Source organism: Pseudoalteromonas sp. CO342X (assembly GCF_004208915.1).
Classification (GTDB): Bacteria; Pseudomonadota; Gammaproteobacteria; order Enterobacterales; family Alteromonadaceae; genus Pseudoalteromonas; species Pseudoalteromonas maricaloris.
This window is the reverse complement of the sequence record NZ_SGPH01000010.1, coordinates 186,212-207,631: the sequence shown is the minus strand read 5'-3', so window position 1 is coordinate 207,631 and position 21,420 is coordinate 186,212. Positions and strand designations below refer to the sequence as shown.

Here is a 21,420-nt window from a genome sequence, read left to right as displayed (position 1 = left end):
ATGACGCTACCTTTTTAGCTCGATAAAGCACACCACCTGTGAAAGTGCATTTGTTAACACATCCAAGTCAGTGCGATTTGTTATTGTTGTGATCGTTTTGCTTTGCGTTTCAAGGTCTTTTGCAACTTTCGCTAGTCGCTTAAAGCCCAGACCTGCAGCAGCGCCCTTAATTCCGTGTGCTAACTCGAATAATGCTGAACCTTGCTCTATTTCAGCAACCTGTTCTAGGTAATCATGGCAAAGTTTAGCAAATTTATCTAACATTGTTTGCAAAAACGTTTCATTTTGCATCATTTGTGATAAAGCAAACTCATAATCAAAAAAGGCTTCTTCTGTTTTATCCGACTGGAAAATATTACTTGCCAATGCCTTGCACGCCTGTGTGCTATTAATTGGTTTTACCAAATAATCATTCATGCCAACGGCTGTGGCTTTCGCCCGCTCTTCTTTGCTTGCATTTGCGGTCAAGGCGATAACGGGAAGCTCAGTTTCAGACCACACGGCTCTGATCTGCTTGGTCGCTTGATAGCCATCAATATTTGGCATATGGATATCCATCAGGATGATATCGGGTTGCAGTGAGCGGCAAACTTCCTCAATATGTTCGGCGCTTTGGAGCCCTACGGTAGAAATACCATTCTGCTTCAACATATTTTCAGTAATATCTAAATTTAAGTTGTTATCGTCGACCACCAAGCAAAGTGCACCGGCAACCTGCATACACACGTTGTCGACGGTTTGCGTCATATGGGCAAATTCAGCAAGCCAAGTATAAGCTGATTGGTAAAACACACTTTGATTAAGCGCAATATGGTTACTTTGCTCAGGAAACTCCCCTTCACAATGCAGTAGTAATGCGGTATTTCCAGGTAGCGTATAAGCGGGGTCAAGTGCTGCTTCTGGTGGAATAACAACAATAGACTTGTCGAGCTGAGCATGCATCCCGTGCAATCGCTCAACAGATAAAGGTTCCGCAAGACCTGAAAAATAGCTTGGTAAGCTATGTGCTTCGGTGGTGAGACAGTAAACTTCTTTGTGACTATCCACAACTGGACAAGCGCCTTTATCTAGCACCAATTCGAAGAAAAAGCAGCTTCCTTCGTTCGGGGTTGAGTTAACCGCAATATCGCCACCTAAGAGTGCAACTTCTTGCTTCACAATCGCAAGCCCCAAACCAATGCCTTCGTGACGACGTGTGAAGCTTTCATCACCTTGGGTAAATGCATCAAAAAGGTGTTCAATTTCTTGCGATTTGATCCCAACGCCAGTGTCCCAAACAGCAAACTTGATGGTTTGTTTTGCAGCTCTATCATTAGTTAACGTTACTTTCAGACCCACCTTACCATGGTTGGTATACTTTACGGCGTTACCAAGTAGGTTTACTAAGATTTGCTTTACTTTATCTTCATCACTGTAAAGGTAAGGCCAGACTTGAGGGTCGACCTGTAACTCAAACTCCAAGCCTTTTTGTATACATAAAGGCTTAATCAGTGATTCTATCGTGGTAAATACATGGCAGGTTTGAAATGTCTCGTATTGAATTGTGCCTTGATGACTTTCTACTTTGGCAAACTCTAAAATACTGTTGAGCATGGTAAGCAGCTCGTTTGCAGCCCCAGAAAGCTGCTGCAATTTTTTACTCTGAACTCGAGTCAGCGCCTCACTTTTGATCATATCCGCCAGACCTAATATGGCATTAATTGGCGTTCTAATTTCATGGCTGATATTCGCGATAAAGCGGCTTTTGGCAAGCGTTGCGCGCTCAGCATCTTGCTTCGCTAACAGCAGACCAGTGATATTTTGAATATGGATCACGTAATACTTAGGGCGCTTATTTTTATCCCAAACTAAAGAAATACTCAATTGTAACCAGCGGTGCTTACCCGACTGTGAAATCATGTGCTCAACGACTTTCTTTTGCTCTTTTAATAGCCCAGCCAAGACAGGCTTCAGCTCTTGCCAGTTTTGTTCATCAAACAAGCGTTCCAGCTGCTTTTCTCCGGTATTCTTATCAAGTGATAAGTAACGTTTGGCAGCCTTGTTCATCTCCAAAATTTTACCGCTGATCGCAGCCAAAATAACGCCATTAGGTGCAAACTCAGTCGCTGCCCTAAAGTTTTCTTCAGAGTCTCTTAGGGCATTATATGCCTCTTGTGCGGCAGTAATATCTCTCGCAACCCCCAAACAACCGATGAGCTTTCCAGTTTCCGATTTCAATGGCGTGATAGTCAAAAAGTAGGTATTTGCCCCAAGGACAAAATTAGTTGCCACTTGTTCTTGCGAGCGCTCCATCGCCGCTTCTTGCTCAAGTAAAATGGTTAATCCAGATGTCACTTCAGGTTGTGTTTTCGCAACTAAATCCGACTTATCAACCCCCATAAACTCTTCAAACGCGCGATTACAGCCTATGAATGAACCGTCTATATTTTTGAAATAGATAATATCGGGCACAGAGTCAAGCACTGCATTTAGCAAAGCAGCTTGACGCTCTTTTGCCTCAAAGCTTTGCTTTAATGCCTGTTGTTTACGCTTAATTTCGTCGTCTAGTTCTTGATTATGTTGCTTAAGGGCATGCATTAAGCGCGATTTTTGCTCCACCACCTGTTTGATTTGTATAAACCAAGGTTGCCATTCTGAGGGGATGGGATAGTTTAAAGTGGCTTGTGGTGTATGCTCTTGCAAAGATAGATAATTCACAAAATGCTTTAGAGGTCGGACAAATATTTGTCCGCTTAACCATACAATAGTCACAAAGGTAAAAAGAATAAAAAACAGTAATAGTGCAAGTTCGAGCAAGATCTCCCGCTGTAGCGGAGCGGCAAACTGCTCATAGCTTTCATGATAGTTTAAACTAATAGGCTCTTTGGCGGGTTTTGCAATAAAGTGCAGTCCGTACTGCCAAGGTGCTGATGAGTTTACAAGCCCATCGTGGTCGTTATCATAGCGTTCCCCCGCGATAATCTCATCACTTTGGTTTTTAAATTCCATCGTACCGTCTAAGGAGCCGATGTTTAACAACCATCTATCAATAATATCGCTATCATAGATCATCAATACATGAGCGTTATCCACCGTTGATAGTTTCTTGCCGAGCGCAAACATTTGTCTATCGAAAAACTTCACGGGTGGACCAACGACTATATTGCCCAAGCTAAAGTCGGGTTCGAACTTACCTTGAACTAGCCGCGTGATAAAATGGCTACTTGAGGCTTCTCGACGCTTAACATACGCAAAGCCGTCATCTTCTATGTATGCGACCGCATACAATCCACCTTGCAACGCGAGCGCGGCATCAAAAGCGGTATTAAGCGACAATACGGTTTGCCATCGTTTAGTAGCAAAAAGCGCTTCACTGACTTGCCCACGACCAACAATCTCTCCACCATTGTTTGGTAACGCATGATAATAATGTTCAGGGTGTTGCTCTATATCTTCTAACCACTCTGGTGGCTTTTGAAAAGAAATGGGCTGCGCTAGGTTAACGGCGATACTATCAAGAACGACATGTGCAGCATAAAACTCTTGTTTCAGCTGCTGAGAAACATATTCATACTGACCAAAACGTACTTTGTACTGGCGTTCGAGTTTAATTTGATAGAGATGGTAAGCTAAGACGAGGACAAGTAGGATGGGTATTATTACCGCCACTAAAATTCCCTTTCGGTAACTTTTTAGTGGTAAAAATTCTTTTGTCGCATCCATTTACTGGCTCGTTCCCGTTTGCACACAGTGTTAGCAAAAGAGTAACGAGCCAGTCGGCTCAAGGCAAGTTATAAATTTTCTTCAGCAAAACTTGCCAAGCGGCTTCGTACTACACCGTTTAAGTTAATGGTAGCGCTACCTTCAAAGTCTTTAAAGCGCTCGACAATATAGGTTAACCCTGATGTCACAGGGGTGAGATAATTACTATCAATTTGGGCGAGGTTTCCCGTACAAATCAATTTAGTCCCTTCACCGCAGCGAGTGATGATGGTTTTTAACTGTGATGCCGTTAAGTTTTGGCTCTCATCTAAAATAACGACCGCATTTTGAATACTTCGGCCACGCATAAAATTCACCGATTTGAACTGAATGTTCGCCTTTTCCATAATGTAGTTACGGCTAGTCACGGGGCTTTCATCGTGTTTGTGGAGCACTTCTAAGGTATCTGTGATGGCCGCAAGCCAAGGGGCCATTTTCTCTTCTTCCGTACCCGGTAAAAAGCCGATGCTCTCCGCAATTTCAGGCGTATTTCGCGTCACAATTACCTTATCGTAAATCCCTTTTTCGATGATCATTTCAAGCGCACTGGCAAGCGCCAATAAGGTTTTTCCGCACCCTGCTGGCCCAGTTAGTATCACCAGTTCAATGTCAGTATCAAGTAATGCATCCAGCGCCATACCTTGGTTGATATTTTTCGGTTTCACTCCCCATGCTTGACGGTGCATCAAACGTTCAACGCCTAAGTCTTTTAATCGAATGTGTTCAGAGTCGTAACCCACAACCCGAGCCGCGAAGTGATTAGTATCGTCTATCAGATACTCATTACAGAACACATCAGGTACGAGTGATTTTGGCACATCATGAACCGTGTATCGCCCTTCCTGCTGCGTTTGACACTCACCAACATTTTGCCAAAAATCGCCTTCAACCTTTTTAAAGCCACTGGTTAACAGCGCAATGTCGTCAATCAGCTGATCGGTACGATAATCTTCAACATACTTGAGTCCAGCGCCCTTCGCTTTTAGTCGCATGTTGATGTCTTTGGTAACCAGCACCACTTTTTTGTCACTGTACTGAGTTTGCAAATGTACCGCACAATTAATAATGCGATGGTCATTTTCGTTGCCGGGTAACCCGGAGATGGAATCAGGAAACAGGTGATCGTTTACAATAATCAATTTACCTGAACTGGGCGTTCGGTGACTTTCAATCCTCAATGTTGGTAGCGCTACCCCCTCTAGCATTTGCTCTGGTGTTGCATCGCGAAGCACATCATCTAACCCACGAATGGCAACTCTTGCGTCTCGGCTCACGTCACTCTTTCGATCTTTAATGTGATCAAGTTCTTCAAGGACAGTCATGGGAATAACAACATCGTGTTCTTGGAAGGAAAGGTAAGCGAGTGGTTCATGGAGAAGTACGTTGGTGTCGAGCACGTACACTTTATGGTCTTTGTCTTGTTTTACCATAGCGCATTCCTGTTGTTTACAGATTATTATGCTATACCCAATACACAACGTAGTGACCGATTATGTTTTGGGTATAGTTCAAGTTTAGTCTATTTGTCACAAAAGTCGCTTTTATGACAGTAGAAAATCCAACTTGCATATTGATAAAAAACAACTAGTTGGCCATTGCCATGCCAACTAGATAGAAAAAGCGCCAGCACTTGATAAATAAAGGCCTGAGTCACTGTTGTGTATTGAACAAACCGACATGAATAGGTAACATAGCCGCCTTTTTTCTGCATAGACGAGATAACCATGAATTTTTCCTTAGGTCAGCGCTGGATCAGTGATACGGAATCAGATTTGGGATTGGGTACAATAGTGGCACTTGAGGGGCGTCAAGTGACTATTTTATTTCCCGCTAGCGGAGAAAACCGTGTTTACTCAGTACAGGAAGCACCTGTAACTCGAGTTGTATTCAACCCAGGCGATGTGATCCGCCATGTTGAAGAGTGGGAACTACGTGTTGACAGCGTGGAAGAGCAAAATGGACTATTTTGCTATCATGGTACTCGAGTTGATAATGAAGAAGAGACTTCATTCAAAGAGACCTTTCTTGATCACTTCCTCAAGTTCAATAAACCTCAAGATCGTCTATTTGCAGGCCAAATCGACCGTTTTGATCGCTACACGCTGCGCTATCAAACTTGGCAACACCAGTTTGATAAAGAACAATCTCACCTTAAAGGGTTGATAGGTCAGCGCGCTAGCCTTATTCCGCACCAGCTTTATATTGCCGATGAAGTCGGTAAGCGCTTTGCACCTCGCGTACTTTTGTCTGATGAAGTAGGCCTAGGTAAAACCATTGAAGCGGGCATGATTTTACACCAGCAAATTCTCTCAGGTCGTGCCAACCGTGTGTTGATCGTGGTTCCTGAGAACTTACAACACCAATGGCTTGTAGAAATGCTACGCCGCTTTAACCTGCACTTTTCGATTTTTGACGAAGAGCGTTGTAGCGAAGCTTATGCAGATGCACCGAATGTATTCGAAACAGAGCAACTGGTACTGGTTAGCCTAGAGTTTATTACCAAAAAGCGCCGCTGGTTTGAACAAGCCACACTCGCTGATTGGGATCTACTGATTGTCGATGAAGCGCACCACCTGACGGTCACAAAGGAAAAGCCAAGCACCGAATATCAACGTATTGCTGAGCTTTCTCAAGATATTCCTGGACTTATCTTATTGACTGCAACACCTGACCAACTGGGTCACCGCAGTCACTTTGCGCGTTTACAGCTACTCGATCCAGACCGCTTCTACGACTACGACGTGTTCGTTGAAGAAGAAAGTCATTATAAAGAAGTCGCAGAAGCCGCGAACAACCTACTGCAAGACAAAAAGTTAGACGCAAAAGAAGAGCAAACACTTTGTACACTGCTAAAAGAAACCGATATTTCTGAGCTACTTGCAAAGGCACAAAGTGGCGATAGCGACGCCAAAGCTGAAATCTTGTCTATGTTACTAGACCGTCATGGTACTGGCCGTATTCTATTTAGAAACAGCCGCAGTGGCATTGATGGCTACCCAAGTCGTTTGTTACATCAATACCCAGTACCTTTACCAAAGCAATACAAAACAGCAATGTCGGTAATGGGTAACATTGGTGGTATTCAAAGTCCTGAATTTAACGCGATGCGTGCTTTGTTCCCAGAAAAAATCTTCCAAGAGTTTGAAGGTGAAGGAAGCAGCTGGGCGCAGTTTGACCCGCGCGTTGAGTGGTTGATTGCTAAATTAAAAGAGTTAAAGCACGAAAAAGTACTGCTGATTTGTGCCAAAGCGGAAACCGCAATTAGCCTTGAACAAGTATTACGTGAGCGCGAAGCGATCAAAGCGGCGGTATTCCACGAAGGCATGTCTATCATCGAGCGCGACCGCGCAGCAGCGTTTTTTGCTGATGAATATGATAGCGCGCAAGTCTTGCTCTGCTCTGAAATTGGTTCTGAAGGTCGTAACTTCCAGTTCTCACATCACTTGGTGCTATTTGACCTACCGCTTAACCCTGACTTACTAGAGCAACGTATTGGCCGTCTTGACCGCATTGGTCAAAAGCACGACATTAATATTCACGTGCCTTACTTTGAAAGTACCGCACAAGAAGTATTACTACGTTGGTATCACGAGGGCTTAGATGCATTCGAAACCACCAGCACTACGGGGCAAATGCTGTATAAGTCTTTCTCTGATGATTTGTTAGCGCTGATCGCTGAACACAACTGTGACGAAGACGAATTAGATCCTCTATTGGAGCAAGCCGCAAAAGAAAACGCACAGCTGCGCACAAAGATGGAGCAAGGTCGAGACCGCCTACTTGAGCTTCACTCAAGTGGTCAAGGTAAAACAGATAATATCGTTGCTGAACTTGAAGCACTGGATAACGACGTAATTTTGCCTGCGTTTATGATTAATGTGTTTGATACTTTTGGTGTTAACCAAGAAGACAAAGGCGAGAATACGATTATTCTTAAACCAACCGAGCACATGCTAAATCCTTCTTTCCCTTGTTTGAAAGACGATGGCATCACAGTGACTTTTGACCGTAACACCTCACTGTCACAAGAAGACGCGCATTTCATCAGCTGGGATCACCCTATGGTCAGCGGCGTAATGGATATGATCTGTAACGATGACTTTGGTTGTGCATCAGTGGCACTGCTTAAAAACAACAAGTTACCTGTCGGTACTTTCTTTGTTGAAATGATCTTCGTTGCAGAAGCTTCTGCGCCTAAGTCTCTTCAAGTGGGCCGCTTTTTACCGCCAACGCCAATTCGCGTCCTAATGGATAAAGGTGGCAATGACTTAGCCCAAAACGTGGCGTTTGATGCATTCAATCAACAGCTTTCTGCCGTTGGCAGACAAACCGGCAGTAAGCTAGTTAATGCGCTACAAAGCGCTATTCACCCGCTTATTACTCAAGCTGGCGATATTGCACAAACTCAACTTGAAAGCATTCAAGCCAGCGCGATGGATAAAATGCAAAAGCAATTAGGTGATGAGCAAGGTCGTTTGCAAGCACTTAAGGCTATCAATCCGAACATCCGTGACGAAGAAGTTCAAGTATTTGATAAACAAAGAGCTGAGCTGAGCACACACATTGAAAAAGCGCAGCTTAAGTTGGATGCGATTCGTTTAATTGTGGTTGCCAACCAGTAAACCTCCCATACCGAAAGAGAGCCTCGGCTCTCTTTCTCGCTACCGCTCACTTAGCAACTCATATATAATACCCGGCTTCGTTCTGTTCATGCTGAGGCAGCTGGTGTTACTAAATTACGCTCCCCCCCTTTCTCCCTATCTTGATATTTTGTACCAAGATGAAGATATGTTGGTGATCAACAAACCAAGCGGGTTACTCACCGTACCAGGTAAAGATCCAAAGCATTGGGACAGCGCTATCGCCAGAGTGAATTTTGTCTACCCTACGGCAAGAATTGTGCATCGCCTTGATATGGCAACATCCGGCGTACTGTGCCTTGCGATGAATAAAGCAGCACATCGCCATCTAAGTATTCAATTTCAAGACAGGTTAACCCACAAACACTACATCGCCAGGGTTCATGGCAAATTACAACAGCAAACGGGTTCTGTTGATTTACCGCTGGTGTGTGATTGGCCTAACCGCCCTAAGCAAATGGTTTGTCATGAGACCGGAAAACCTTCATTAACGCATTTTGAAGTTATGGAATATGAAGCACAAGCAACACGCGTAAAGCTAACCCCCATCACAGGACGCTCTCATCAACTCAGAGTACATATGCTTTCGCTTGGACACGTTATCCTAGGTGATAGGCTATACGCTACGGGAGAGGCGTTAGCGGCGGCTTCACGTCTACAGTTGCATGCAGAGATGCTGCAAATTTCACATCCAACAACCACAGAGATGATGGCCTTTACTGCACCCGTTCCTTTCTAAGTAACCTGTTTACTCTGTTAGTTAGGAACGGTTTAGACACTGTGGCCTTCGAAAAATTAAGGAAATTTAGCGTTGCCAGCTAACGCTCAGATTAACGTTTGCTTAGTCACTAAACAAAGCGGGTAAAAAGCACGCGGTTAACACATAAATTGCATTACTATGGTTTCGTGATCGGCAGATGTTTTATATACTGTAATTGTTCCCTAGCTCGTAGGACAGCTGATTAAGTCCCTGAGCCGATAAATTTCGTTTAGGATAGCAGTTTGTTTACTATTGAGCATGCTCGGCATGTACCGAGAAGCCTACGGTAGGCTGTTGCTCTCCGCCTTGAACCTCAGGGTTCAAGGGCTGACATCGGCATCCGCGAAGCCGGGGAACAACCTTTCCCACTTGACGCATGTCATCGCCTCAAAGCTAACTCGCTTTTACGTATACTTAATAAATCACATGTTCAACTCCATACTAAAAACAGCTACACGGTTAACGTCGCAACGCAAAAGAAATTGCGAGATAAATGCTCGAAAAGAGTCGCGAGATAAACTCTAAAAAAGAGTCGCGAGATAAACTCGCTGCTACGAAAGATTATTAGCTACGCTCATATCTCGGTGTTTTTAATTACTATGAGTTAGTACCAACTCACCACAAGACATCTTTATATGAAAGGAAAAACCATTAAAAACTTTCATTTTTATTGATAACCTTTTGTTCTATTCCATAGTCAAAGAATATTTTAGCCCAATCAACAAAACCTCTATAGTAGCGCGTTATTTTCATATATTTCGAAAGGTATTCTGATGTCTTTTGCTGTTATCGCCGCACTGGCGGTTTTTATTGCCATACTTTTCGGTCTTTACCGCTTTCAACAGCGCTCCGAAACCCTGTCACGAACGGTATTATTAGGCTTAGTTGCGGGCAGCCTATTTGGACTCGCGCTGCAGTTTGTTTTCTCAGGTGACTTAACCACCAAACAGACTGTACTAGATTGGGTTGCGATTGTTGGTAGCGGCTATGTTAATCTTCTCAAAATGGTGATTATGCCATTGGTCTTGGTTTCTATGATCGCCGCGGTCGTAAAATTAGATAATCAAGGCTCTCTTGGAAAGATCTCGTTTGTCACTATCGCTATATTAGTGTTTACCACTGCCATTGCGGCACTCATTGGTATATTTATCACTCAAGCATTTGGACTAAGTGCAGCTGGCTTAGTAGAAGGCGCACGTGAGACTGCGAGAATAGCAGTACTAGAAGAACGTGCAACAACCGTTGCCGATTTAACCATTCCGCAAATGCTGCTTAGCTTTGTACCAACCAATCCATTTGCTGACTTAACTGGCGAGCGCTCGACCTCAATTATCGCCGTGGTGATTTTTGGTGTATTAACTGGTATTGCTGCTCGTAGAGCCATCATGGAAGAGTCAGATTTAAGTAACCCGATAAAAAATGCAGTTGAAGGCGCACAGGCTGTTGTGTTGAGATTAGTACGTATGATCATTGCCCTCACGCCTTATGGTGTAGCAGGTTTGATGACCAAAGTGATCGCCACATCAAGCATGGCTGACATTATTAGCTTACTCGGTTTTATTATTGCCTCTTACGTTGCCATTTTACTGATGTTTTTGGTGCATGGTTTGTTAGTTACTTTGGTTGGTGAAAACCCAAAGCATTTCTTCCAAAAAATTTGGCCTGTTTTAACTTTTGCTTTCACCTCAAGAAGCTCTGCGGCAACCATCCCATTGAATGTTGAAGCGCAGATCCACAAGCTTAATGTTCCCCCTGCGATTGCAAATCTTTCTGCATCATTTGGTGCGACAATCGGACAAAATGGCTGCGCTGGCATTTATCCTGCTATGCTTGCTGTAATGGTTGCGCCAACGGTAGGAATTGACCCGTTCGCACTCGACTTTATTGTCTCTTTAGTCGCTATGGTTGCAATTAGCTCGTTTGGTATTGCGGGTGTTGGAGGTGGTGCCACTTTCGCAGCGTTGGTAGTACTGCCTGCGATGGGACTACCAGTGACAATTGCAGCGCTGCTTATTTCTATTGAGCCATTAATTGATATGGCAAGAACGGCACTCAATGTATCGGGCTCAATGACCGCAGGTACAGTGACAAGTCGCTTGTTAAAGCAAAAGCATACTAACGAAGCAATATAGTGCTATGACAGCTTAAGGGCCAGCTAGTTATTCTGGCCCTTCACTTTTAATCAATCACGAGCTTTGCAGTGCCAAGCCAAAAAGTCAGCAAGGACTTCATTGAATCCACCAGCTCATGATATTGAGAAGGTTTGGTCATATAAGAATTTGCCCCAAGCAAGTAACACTGTTTTATATCTAACTCTGAGTCCGATGTGCTGAACATAATAACCGGAATATGCTTAAGGTTTGCAGCCCCACGCATCTCAGCCAATACATCTTTACCGCTTTTTCGTGGCATATTTAAGTCAAGAATAATAAGGCTAGGTAATAGCTCGGTGCTATTAAGTTTTTCAATCAACTCAACGCCGTCACTGACAAATTGTAGCTTAGCCTCCATCACGCCGTTGTCTTCAAATGCATCACGGATTAATTCTTGGTCGTCGAAATCATCATCTGCAACCAAGATATAGTTTACAGAGTGAAGCTGTTTAATTAAATCATGATGATGGACCATACACACTCTCTCCTTAAACTCGCAATAAACCTCGAGTTTGTATGCTGATATCAGAACCGCATCAATGGTTCTACAGCTAAGTTAAATCGCTTGCGCTGAAATCGGCAAGCTAAAATAGAAAGTAGAACCTTGCCCTACTTCCGTTTCGACCCATATGCGACCATGATGTCTTTCGACGATTTTTTTACAAATAGCAAGTCCAAGTCCAGTACCGGCATATGCGCTACGACCATGTAATCTTTCAAAAAGATTGAAGATCTGCTCACTAAATTCGGGATCAAAACCAATCCCGTTATCCTTAACGGCAACAATTAGTTCATTTGCTTTACGTTCGCTGCTAATCGAGACTCGTGGTGCTCTTTCAGGCGCACTAAATTTAATCCCATTATTGATTAAGTTTAGCAGCACGCGTTGCAACTGCCTGCGATCTCCAAATACATCACCAAGCCCTGTGGTATCCACTTGTGCATTTGACTCTTTAATCACTAACTCAAGATCCAGTAGAGTTTCAGCTAACGCATTATCGCCATCAAATGATTTAAATGACTCACCTTTACGATCAATTCGTGAAAAGCTTAGTAATCCTTTGATCAACTTTTGCATTCGCTCAGCAGAATCCATCATGCGCTTAAGATAAGAGGCATGTCTATCATTTAGTCCTTCAGCTGAACACTGGATCCGATCGCCGAACATTTGGATTTTTCTGAGCGGCTCTTGCAGATCATGGGACGCTAAAAAGGCAAAACGCTCCAGCTCTTGATTCGACTCATGTGCTTTCTCAAGTGCTATCGTCAGTAATTGCTCTGCAGTACGACGCGAAGTGATCTCATTTTCCAACGCTTCGGTACGCTTGGTAACTTTTTGCTCTAGAATTGCGTTAAGCTTTTTATATCGCTCAGATTTAGCTAGTACATAATTAACCAAGGTATTACGAAACTTCAATGCACAACTTACTTCGGCTTCCGTCCAAGGGTGAGATTTGCACTTCACATTCTCGACCCACAACTTAAACGAACTGCGCGGCATTAAACGGTGGCTACCATCATCCAAAAACTCAATGGATTTTTCAGGCTTCCCTCCCCAATTTTTGGTTTGAATAACTTCCTTTCTAAACCACATGATGAAGTGATTAGCATCCGCTGAAAGTGGCATCAATAGCACCCCACTCGCGGTTTTCGCAAAGGCTTTAAATGCTTCGTTAAGCTCACCTAAATTATGGCAATAAAAAATGGAGTCATCCCCAAGTTGATGCTCTGCAAGCCAACGGTAAATACTCTCAATATCCGCCTTTGCGGGAGTTTGCCCGTAGCACTCCAAATCATTCTCAACGCGCCACGCGACACCTGTAGCTTTCATCATCTCTTGTAATGCCGCGGACTCGTAACGTAGGCCATCAACAAAAAAGATTTCTTTTGCCATGCGCTCTGTGACGGAAGAGCTCAATGTCAGTGCATTGGCTTCTGCCATTGCTTCTAAGGATGAGGTTTTGAGAGAGATAAGATAAGACAACATCAACCCCATATACTGGGCGACTTCACGAATGTTAAATGGGACTATGTGCTTTTCGTAGTGGTGGCAGGCAATCAATCCCCATAATTTACCAGCAACAATAATACTGATAGACATGGTTGCCTGAACACCCATATTGCGCAAATACTGGCAATGAATAGGTGATACACTACGTAAAATACAGGCGCTTAAATCAATCGCCCTGTCTTGCGGATAAAGCGGTGAATTTTCACCATCAACATCGGCAAGCAAGCGGATCGGATTTCTTAGATAAAGTGCTCTTGCTTGTTTTGGAATATCAGACTCGGGAAAATGCTGATGTAAAAAGGAGTTAAGTCCACTGCGCTTAGCTTCTGCAACCACCTCACCATTATATTCATGGTCAAATTTATACAGCATCACTCTGTCAAACCGTGTTAATTCTCTAATTTCTTCCACGGCCATCTCGTACGAAGCCTGTAATGACTGAGAATCCACCATACTAGACAACGAATGCTTCATAAGGTGTTGCATTGAATGATTGATTTCAACGCCATGCGCCGTGTTTTGCTCAAGCTCTAATATGAGCCCAGCTTCGTTTTGACTAGCGACTACAGAGAATTCAACGCATGTTGAGTCCTTGGTTTTTATGCTGGCTGTCATCGGATTCAAACGATGGATATCAGAGGAGTTACAGTTGCTGGCAAGCAACTCAGAAAATGGAGACGCAAAAATCGTTTCAGCATGAGTATTGACCAAAGCACTAGGCTCAAGTCCTACAAGCGCAGCAAAGTTTTCGCTAAAATAGCGTAGTGTTAATGTGTTGGTGTCGAATAGCAATAAATAGCCATGTGGCTGAATTGAACCTGGAATATGAATTGGCTCTTTATGACAGTTGTCTAACGTTGCTTCGAACTTCTCCACCTTTTGTACACCTTTTTCCTTAGTTTACCTCGCAATCTCATCCTATCATGGATCCCTACCTTGTATGCAAGCTGCTCGAAGTCGATAAGCACTCGGTTCACAAAGCAATTAAATACGATTAGACTTATGCAATTAGGAAGTAAAAAGTAAGTGTATGATGACAACCACAGTAAAGTGTCCAACCTGCCAACAGGCTGTTGAATGGTCTGATAAAAGCCCATTTCGCCCGTTTTGCTCAAAACGCTGTCAATTAATTGATTTAGGTGATTGGTCTGACGAATCCAATACGATTTCAACGCCGATGAAAAGCGGTGAGCTCACGCCTCAAGATGCGGAAAGTTTGATTGAAGATATAGAAGCAATGCTGGCAAAAAACGACGACAGCTTTTTTAAAGAATAAACCTGTGGGCCGATTTCTTCGGCCTTTCCCTCTCATTAGCAACTTGTTTGGCAAGACAAACAATTCAAACTCGGCAGCTTGTGCTAGCACTCTGTTTCCGTTTGATCTTGTTCCTTCTTTTGCTCTGTGTTGCTCACCTCATTTTGATAGGTTTTAGCTATATGCCCCGCCCCTTCCAAAATATCACTTAATTGGATCCGGCAAATTTCCGACAATTTAATCAAGGTACCTAAGCGAAATGAGCTTGTTCCGTTAAGATAGTCGTCTAGTGTGGTGAGACCTATTCCGAGCTTTTGGCTAATGGTTTTTTTAGTATAGCCTTTACGCTTTTTGAGTTCTTTTAGCAGTTCTCGGATCCTAAGTGTCACCTCGTATTCTTCAGGTGTCTGCATGTCTCCCTCAGTGATACCTAGTAACAAACAGCCAACAACAAAGAATACCCTTAGTTACTCTGAAGAAAACAAAAGTTATTGGAAAGTTTGTGCGCGTAAATTAAGAATTTTTCAATTCAACACTATTTCAAAGAGTTGTCCGCAGACTTGCAAGATGTACTCTTAATCGAAAAATATCACAACGCAAACATGTTATCAACATGTAACTTAAACCAGTACAAGCAGTCGTAATATTTTGTACATTAATCGCAATTGGCCAGTACTCTTTGTCAATTTGGAGTACCAGCTCTCATTATTCAAAAGTGATTGGCAAGAAATGATAAAGCCCTTACCAGAAAGGTCAGGGCTAAGTTGGAGAAAAACATTGAGACTTAATCTGCTTTTTTATGACCTTTGTGACTACGACGTGATTTAAGTGCTTGGAGCTTATCGCGCTGCTCTTCATTCAATACATGGAATACTTTGTGGCGAGTTTCCATTGAAAGTAGCGCCCACGCTTGCTTTTTATCTTGGCCTTTTTCCAGTAAAAGTTGCGCTTGAACCTTATCAAAGGTTGGCGCTGCCATAAGTGCTTTCATTTCTTCACGATAAGCTGAATGTGCTTCTTTCCCGCTTTCTTTTAGCGTTTTTTTGGCAGTTTTGTAATCCGCATAAATTGTCTTTAGTTGGCCTTGCTGCGCTTCTGTCAACTCTAATAACTTCTGGCCTTTATCTGATAGTAGCAACCTTGCTGAGTGCTCAAGCTGCCCGCCCATCGGGCCCGCGTTTGCAGTGAAGCTGAAAGTCGATACGCCAAGTGCTGTAACTAATGCTAAAGTAGATAGTAATTTCATGGTATTGGCTCCTTGTTCGCCATTGCTTTGTCACTTCCAAATTTAGCAAGCACAAAGAAAAGGAACGTCAGACAGAGGTAAAGTTTTGTCAGTGCTTTGCAAAAAAAAGCAAAGGCAATTTACATAAGGCGTTGAAGTAAGGTGTAATATGCTAGAGCCGAACTATTCAGGCCAACGCCAATCAACAATGCTGGACTAAGTATGACAATGAAACATTCCATTTTACTTATTGATGACGACCAAGAACTTTGCAGCCTGTTAAAAGAATACTTTACTGCAGAAGGTTTTGAAGTGGCGATGGCCCACACAGGAACAGAAGGTCTACAGCTGGCATTAAAGCAAAATTTCGACCTGATATTATTAGACGTAATGCTTCCCGAAATGGATGGCTTTGAAGTATTAAAAGCGTTACGTGTCCAGAAGATGACACCCGTTATTATGCTAACGGCAAAAGGTGATGACTTTGACCGCATCTTTGGTTTGGAGCTAGGTGCTGACGATTATATTCCAAAACCGTTTAACCACCGCGAGCTACTCGCGCGCGTTAAAGCCATTACGCGTCGCGTCGATCATTATAAACAACACAGCTCGAACGATACCTTTACTATCCACCAGTTGCGTTTAGATGTAGCTTCAAGAAGTGCTACTGTTAATGGCGAGGTGCTGTCACTGACGGGCACCGAATACGAGGTGCTACTCTTGCTGGTCAGAACCGCAGGAGAAGTGGTCGACAAGCAGACTATTTCACGACAAGTACTAGGCCGGCCACTTGTGCCTTATGATCGCTCTATCGATATGCATGTCTCTAACGTTCGCAAGAAAATTGCCGCATTAAGTGAACACACTTATATCAAAACGATCCGCGGCGCCGGCTATATTTTTCTAAAGGCGTAATGAATGAAGCGGTACTTACTTGTTAAAGTTTTTGCGTGGTTTTGGCTTACTATCATTGCCACTATGTTGTTGTTGCTTGGGATCAGTATGCTACAACCTGATGTTGTAGAGACTCACCGCATCTCAAAACCCATGCTGCAAAATCTAAAACAATTAGAACAAGCGTTAATACGCGCAAGCGAGCGCCCCAACTTTGAACTGAATAAGGTCGCCAAACTGCGTAAAAGAAAGGCGCGAAATATCTACTTGAGCCATCGCGATGCCGAAAAAAGTGTTGCCGCCGATCCTAATATAAAAACGCTGAATTTAGAGTTACTCAGCTTTACCGAAGATGCTAAACCAGCCGCTATTTTTACTCCTGAGTACAAGGCTTTTGGCCCCCTAGAGCTCACACTTCAAGGTGAAAGTTATCGTCTTTATTTAATTTTTGAAAACCATACCCCAAGTGCGCTCATCAAATTAAGAACTCTGCCGCTTTGGGTAAAAATCGCGGTCGTGCTAGGCGCAAGCTTATTACTGTGTTTTTGGTTTACTCGAGATCTATTGTCGCCAATTAAAGAGCTACAAAAAGCCGCTGCAAAACTTTCTCGTGGAGAATTGTCGAGCAGAGCCGATATAAACACCAAACGCCAAGACGAGCTCGGCCAACTGGGTCATGATTTTAACTTGATGGCTGATAAGTTAGAGTCTCTGGTCAACAATCAAAAACGCTTACTTGCTGATATATCCCACGAACTACGCTCACCGCTCACCCGCTTGCAAATGGCCACGGGCCTCGCTGCCGGTCATGCCACAGCGCAAAGCCAAAGTTATATCGAGCGCATTGAGCGTGAAGCTCAGTTAGTTGAAAATATGCTCAGCGATATTTTGCATTTATCTAAGCTCGAAGCGGATCAAGTACCAATCGATAAGCAGATAATTAAGCTCAATGAACTGCTCGACCCGATATTGGAAGATGCACTGTTTGAGGCACAGCAATTAGGGAAGAGCCTAGTCGTCACAGCATTACCCGAGGCAACACTTTATGGCGATCCAATGCTACTTAACCGCGCATTCGAAAACATTATACGTAACGCGATCAAGTATGCGACTAGCCGTATTAATGTCGATATTGAGAGTGATGGTGATCTGTTGCTATGCACTATCAGTGATGATGGTAAAGGCGTTAGTGAAGACATGCTCGACAAGCTTTGTATTCCATTTTTCAGAGTGTCGAGCGCACGCACGCCAAGCAAAAATCAAATGGGCGGGTTTGGACTGGGTCTTGCCATTGCGCAGCATGCGTTAAAAGTACATGACGCCCATATCGAATTTAGTAATAATGTTGGTTTGCAAGTCAGTATTCGAATTCCATTACACAGGTAGCCATGTTTTATAGCCAAAGTCAGCAACTTGAATCACATCTTCCTGAAATTGATAAGCACTGGCAAGGCTGCCAAAAAGGCTTTTTTGATACCCCACATGGTAGGCTATTTTATGCCTACCACATTCCAAAAAAGGCAACGTTCAGTCTTATATTGGTTAATGGCCGTATTGAATCTGCTCATAAATACAGAGAGTTGCTGTGGGAGTTTGCGCAAAACAACATAGCGGTATTTACCTATGACCATCCAGGACAAGGCTACTCGCCGCGATTACTTAAAGATAAGCAAATCGGCTATGTTAGGCGCTTTGAAGATTATGCCGCAACGCTGCACTGCTTTATGGAACAAATCGTTGCCAAGCAAAATACCTTGCCACTTTTTGTATTGGCGCATTCAATGGGTGGCGCCATTACCTGCGACTATTTATCGCTTTTTCGGCCTCACAACATAGAGGGAGTCTATTTATCAGCCCCGATGCTTGGGATCAATACGACTCCCTACCCGGCTTGGTTTGCCGAGGGACTGGCGGGCACAGCTTGTTTATTTGGGCTAGGTAAGCATTATGCATTGGGACAGGTGCACTATCATAATAAGCCTTTTCAAGATAATGACCTAACTGATTGTCCAATTAGATATGCGCTATTTAGAGGTTTGTACGATCAATTTCCCGAGCTACAACTCGGTGGTGTCAGCTTTGCTTGGTTATACACAGCGCTACATAAATGCCGATCGTTTCAAGATATTAAGCTAGATCTGCCAATCCGTATCGCGACAGCCAGTGAAGACAGCATTGTTGATAATCAGGCCCAAAGTCAGTTTGCCGCACACAGAGACAATGTGACAGTTACAGAGTTTATCGGGAAACATGAACTACTTTGCGAGCAAGATAATACCCGCAAAGCTGTGCTAGATGATTTTTATGCGTTTACAGCCGGGCTACTTAGCGCTAAAGAAACAGGGTCTTGATGGATAAGCACGTCCATCTCACAATCAAACTCTTCTTTAATGCTAGCAACCACCTCATCCGCAACTTGATGCGCTCGCATTAGCGGCATATCGTCATCAAGCTCTAGATGCAGTTGAATAAATTTGATTTTGCCACCTTGTCTGGTACGCAAATCATGTACTCCGTAAACATCCTCATGACTCGACGCGATAAGTATGATCTGTGCTTTTTCTTCGTCTGGCAGCTCTTTATCCATCAAGTGCGCAGCACTTTCCTTGGCAATATCCCAACTGTTATAAAGTAAATACATCGCCACCAAAATACCAAAAATCGGGTCGGCGTAACCTACACCATAAAAGTTAAGCAATACCGCTAGGAGCACCGCGAGGTTTAATAAAATATCGCCCTTATAATGTAACGAGTCGGCCTTAATGGCGATGGACTGCGTGCGTTTAACGACTTGATACTGCACCGCAACCACCAACAAAGTACACACTATCGCAAATAAACTCACCCACACACCAAACAATGAATGTGGAATGTGGGTTGGATTGATAATGCGCTCTACACCATGAAAAGCCAATAAACTCGCAGAGCCCGCGATAAAGGCTGCTTGTCCAAGCCCAGCTAATGCTTCAGCCTTTCCATGACCAAATCGATGATCATCGTCCGCAGGACGCAGTGCGTAGCTCAGTACAAAGAAATTCATTAAAGAGGCGCTAATATCAAGCAGTGAATCAGTTAAAGAGCCGAGCATAGCGGCACTACCTGAAGACAGCCAAGCCCAACACTTAGCTGCGATCATCAATCCCACCATTATGATGGTAAAGACACTCGAAAACCTAACCCAAAATTCATAGCTGCGATCCACTGGCACCTCATTTTTTCATGTTATTTAATCTGACGTTTGGCTAACTGAAATGATTAGTCGTCAAACCACTCGCAAAATGCCATGGCATCGCGATGCTGTTATATTACAGGGTAATGCTTTGAAATGAAAAACAGATTACGGTTGTATAGTTTTTCACAACAGTCGTACTTTAAAAACTGGGTAATACCTTTCACTCTATCAAGCGCAGCACATATAAATATCGACAAGTATCAGCTATACTGCCGGGCAAAATTTAATTGAGGCCTATCATGTTAGATATCGTTTTATACCAACCCGAGATCCCGCCTAATACAGGCAATATTATTCGTTTGTGTGCCAATACAGGATATTCACTACACCTGATAGAGCCGCTAGGATTTGAATGGGATGATAAACGAGTAAGACGTGCTGGCCTTGATTATCATGAATTTAGCGAAGTAGAGCGCCACCCAAACTTTGAAGCATACTTAGCAAAACGAAACCCAAAGCGAGTATTTGCTTGCACGACAAAAGGTACCAAGTACCATCATGAAGTTGCCTATGAAGCTGGTGACTGTCTACTGTTTGGCCCTGAAACTCGTGGTTTGCCAGAAGACATTATTTTTTCACTGCCTGAGCCGCAACGAGTTCGTATTCCAATGCGCCCAGATAGCCGCAGTATGAACCTCTCTAATGCTGTTTCCGTTTTTGTTTATGAGTCTTGGAGACAACTTGGGTTTGCTGGCGCAAAATAATAATACCAATTAGCCTCAATACTTGCTCAATTTGAAGGAGCAAATCTGACGCTAACTACGTTAAAAATTTCTCATTTAGAACACTAATTGGTATATCTAAAAATAGCTCCTATCCTCTACTGCATAGGAGCGAACTTGAGACACAAAAAAGGCGCCTTACGACGCCTTGCTAACTTTAATTTACATTAACTATAGGGATTCTTTTAAATTTCTGCGTGGTGCAATATCGTACCAACAATGTCACTGAATTTATTTGCCGGTTTCATTGAATTTACTGCACGTCCACAGGCCTTCATCATATCGATCAGGTCAAAATAACCAACTGGATGCTGAGTCACTTCATCAATAACAAGTAAAAACTCAAAGCCACCTTCTTCCATTGTTTTTAGCACATTGCCAACCACTGTTTGGCTAGTTTGTTTTAAGGTGATTTGACGAAGATCTGATAGTGGGATCATGACATCATTGACGTTTAAATCACGTCTTGTACAACCACGTCTTTCTGCAATGCTCAATACGTAGCGACTGCCAATTCTTGCATTAGATATCATACCAACAAGTTTTTCTTTGCTATCAACGACAAAGCTTGCTCTGCGGTGTGTTTTGTCCAGCACTAACGTAGCTTCATCTATGCTACTGTTTTCATCAATATGTTGCATTGGTGCCAAATGTAAATTGTGCATTAGGCAATGTGCTGGTGCTTGCTCTAGGTTGTCAGTGTTACAAGCTGGGAAGTTATTTTCAGCAAGTTCATAATTTGCAACAGGTTGAGTTTTCAATACTGTGTAAGTGTTCATAGATCACC

17 protein-coding genes and 1 other RNA gene are annotated in these 21,420 nt (G+C 43.3%); 9 read left to right on the top strand and 9 right to left on the bottom strand.

All coding sequences use genetic code 11. The features are described 5' to 3' along the window. Positions 1-6 precede the first annotated feature (6 nt). The 3 genes from EXT47_RS02935 to EXT47_RS02925 all read right to left on the bottom strand — a co-directional run bounded on the left by EXT47_RS02935 (position 7) and on the right by EXT47_RS02925 (position 5,467). The gene (locus tag EXT47_RS02935) at positions 7-3,648 is read right to left on the bottom strand and encodes a response regulator (RefSeq protein WP_240701583.1); all 3,642 of its coding nucleotides are present in this window, start codon (positions 3,646-3,648) and stop codon (positions 7-9) included. Between the two features lie 122 nt (positions 3,649-3,770). Continuing rightward, positions 3,771-5,171, bottom strand: a complete 1,401-nt coding sequence (locus tag EXT47_RS02930) for a PhoH family protein (RefSeq protein ID WP_010372335.1) — start codon at positions 5,169-5,171, stop codon at positions 3,771-3,773. An 89-nt stretch (positions 5,172-5,260) separates the two neighbouring features. Next, positions 5,261-5,467, bottom strand: a complete 207-nt coding sequence (locus EXT47_RS02925; protein WP_130125853.1) for a hypothetical protein — start codon at positions 5,465-5,467, stop codon at positions 5,261-5,263. On the opposite strand from EXT47_RS02925, the gene rapA reads away from it, so the two are divergent. From rapA to EXT47_RS02905, 4 genes are all read left to right on the top strand, one after another. Continuing rightward, complete coding sequence (gene rapA / locus EXT47_RS02920; RefSeq protein WP_039493809.1) at positions 5,466-8,363, top strand: RNA polymerase-associated protein RapA; 2,898 nt, start codon at positions 5,466-5,468, stop codon at positions 8,361-8,363. The genes EXT47_RS02925 and rapA overlap by 2 nt on opposite strands. Before the next feature lie 103 nt (positions 8,364-8,466). Next, positions 8,467-9,120, top strand: coding sequence for a bifunctional tRNA pseudouridine(32) synthase/23S rRNA pseudouridine(746) synthase RluA (gene rluA / locus EXT47_RS02915; RefSeq protein ID WP_188249487.1), 654 nt, complete (start codon positions 8,467-8,469; stop codon positions 9,118-9,120). Positions 9,121-9,317: 197 nt separating this feature from the next. Next, a non-coding RNA gene (gene ssrS, locus EXT47_RS02910) (6S RNA) lies at positions 9,318-9,500 on the top strand. Between the two features lie 414 nt (positions 9,501-9,914). Next, positions 9,915-11,273, top strand: coding sequence for an L-cystine transporter (locus tag EXT47_RS02905; protein ID WP_039493813.1), 1,359 nt, complete (start codon positions 9,915-9,917; stop codon positions 11,271-11,273). Between the two features lie 46 nt (positions 11,274-11,319). Here EXT47_RS02905 and EXT47_RS02900 read toward each other — a convergent pair whose 3' ends face one another. Both EXT47_RS02900 and EXT47_RS02895 read right to left on the bottom strand, forming a co-directional pair. After that, positions 11,320-11,769: a response regulator gene (locus tag EXT47_RS02900; protein ID WP_039493814.1), complete on the bottom strand. Its 450-nt coding sequence runs from the start codon at positions 11,767-11,769 to the stop codon at positions 11,320-11,322. An 81-nt stretch (positions 11,770-11,850) separates the two neighbouring features. Next, positions 11,851-14,181 carry an ATP-binding protein gene (locus tag EXT47_RS02895; protein WP_130125852.1) on the bottom strand — a complete coding sequence of 777 codons (2,331 nt, stop codon included), beginning with the start codon at positions 14,179-14,181 and terminating at the stop codon, positions 11,851-11,853. A 157-nt stretch (positions 14,182-14,338) separates the two neighbouring features. Here EXT47_RS02895 and yacG point away from each other — a divergent pair, with 157 nt between their 5' ends. Beyond that, positions 14,339-14,581, top strand: coding sequence for a DNA gyrase inhibitor YacG (gene yacG / locus EXT47_RS02890; protein ID WP_026000869.1), 243 nt, complete (start codon positions 14,339-14,341; stop codon positions 14,579-14,581). A gap of 83 nt (positions 14,582-14,664) precedes the next feature. Here the strand turns inward: yacG and EXT47_RS02885 are convergent, their stop codons facing one another. Together EXT47_RS02885 and EXT47_RS02880 are read right to left on the bottom strand one after the other, a co-directional pair. After that, positions 14,665-14,973 (bottom strand): helix-turn-helix transcriptional regulator, encoded by a 309-nt coding sequence (locus EXT47_RS02885; RefSeq protein WP_039493817.1) that lies wholly within the window; start codon positions 14,971-14,973, stop codon positions 14,665-14,667. A 371-nt stretch (positions 14,974-15,344) separates the two neighbouring features. After that, the gene (locus EXT47_RS02880; RefSeq protein WP_039493819.1) at positions 15,345-15,806 is read right to left on the bottom strand and encodes a Spy/CpxP family protein refolding chaperone; all 462 of its coding nucleotides are present in this window, start codon (positions 15,804-15,806) and stop codon (positions 15,345-15,347) included. A 207-nt stretch (positions 15,807-16,013) separates the two neighbouring features. Between EXT47_RS02880 and EXT47_RS02875 the strand changes: the two genes are divergently transcribed. The 3 genes from EXT47_RS02875 to EXT47_RS02865 are packed head-to-tail and all read left to right on the top strand — an operon-like array spanning position 16,014 to position 19,030. Then, positions 16,014-16,700 carry a response regulator gene (locus tag EXT47_RS02875; RefSeq protein WP_039493820.1) on the top strand — a complete coding sequence of 229 codons (687 nt, stop codon included), beginning with the start codon at positions 16,014-16,016 and terminating at the stop codon, positions 16,698-16,700. A gap of 3 nt (positions 16,701-16,703) precedes the next feature. Continuing rightward, a complete protein-coding gene (locus tag EXT47_RS02870) occupies positions 16,704-18,065 on the top strand; it encodes an ATP-binding protein (protein ID WP_039493821.1) in 1,362 nt (453 codons plus the stop codon). A 2-nt stretch (positions 18,066-18,067) separates the two neighbouring features. Beyond that, entirely contained in the window at positions 18,068-19,030 is a 963-nt protein-coding gene (locus EXT47_RS02865; RefSeq protein ID WP_039493822.1) for an alpha/beta fold hydrolase, read from the top strand. Here EXT47_RS02865 and EXT47_RS02860 read toward each other — a convergent pair. Continuing rightward, the gene (locus EXT47_RS02860; protein WP_084204226.1) at positions 18,982-19,827 is read right to left on the bottom strand and encodes a cation diffusion facilitator family transporter; all 846 of its coding nucleotides are present in this window, start codon (positions 19,825-19,827) and stop codon (positions 18,982-18,984) included. The genes EXT47_RS02865 and EXT47_RS02860 overlap by 49 nt on opposite strands. A 323-nt stretch (positions 19,828-20,150) precedes the next feature. On the opposite strand from EXT47_RS02860, the gene trmL reads away from it, so the two are divergent. Then, the gene (gene trmL / locus EXT47_RS02855; RefSeq protein WP_017216443.1) at positions 20,151-20,615 is read left to right on the top strand and encodes a tRNA (uridine(34)/cytosine(34)/5-carboxymethylaminomethyluridine(34)-2'-O)-methyltransferase TrmL; all 465 of its coding nucleotides are present in this window, start codon (positions 20,151-20,153) and stop codon (positions 20,613-20,615) included. 203 nt (positions 20,616-20,818) lie between these two features. Here trmL and EXT47_RS02850 read toward each other — a convergent pair whose 3' ends face one another. Then, positions 20,819-21,412, bottom strand: a complete 594-nt coding sequence (locus EXT47_RS02850; protein ID WP_010606047.1) for a CBS domain-containing protein — start codon at positions 21,410-21,412, stop codon at positions 20,819-20,821. Positions 21,413-21,420 lie beyond the last annotated feature (8 nt).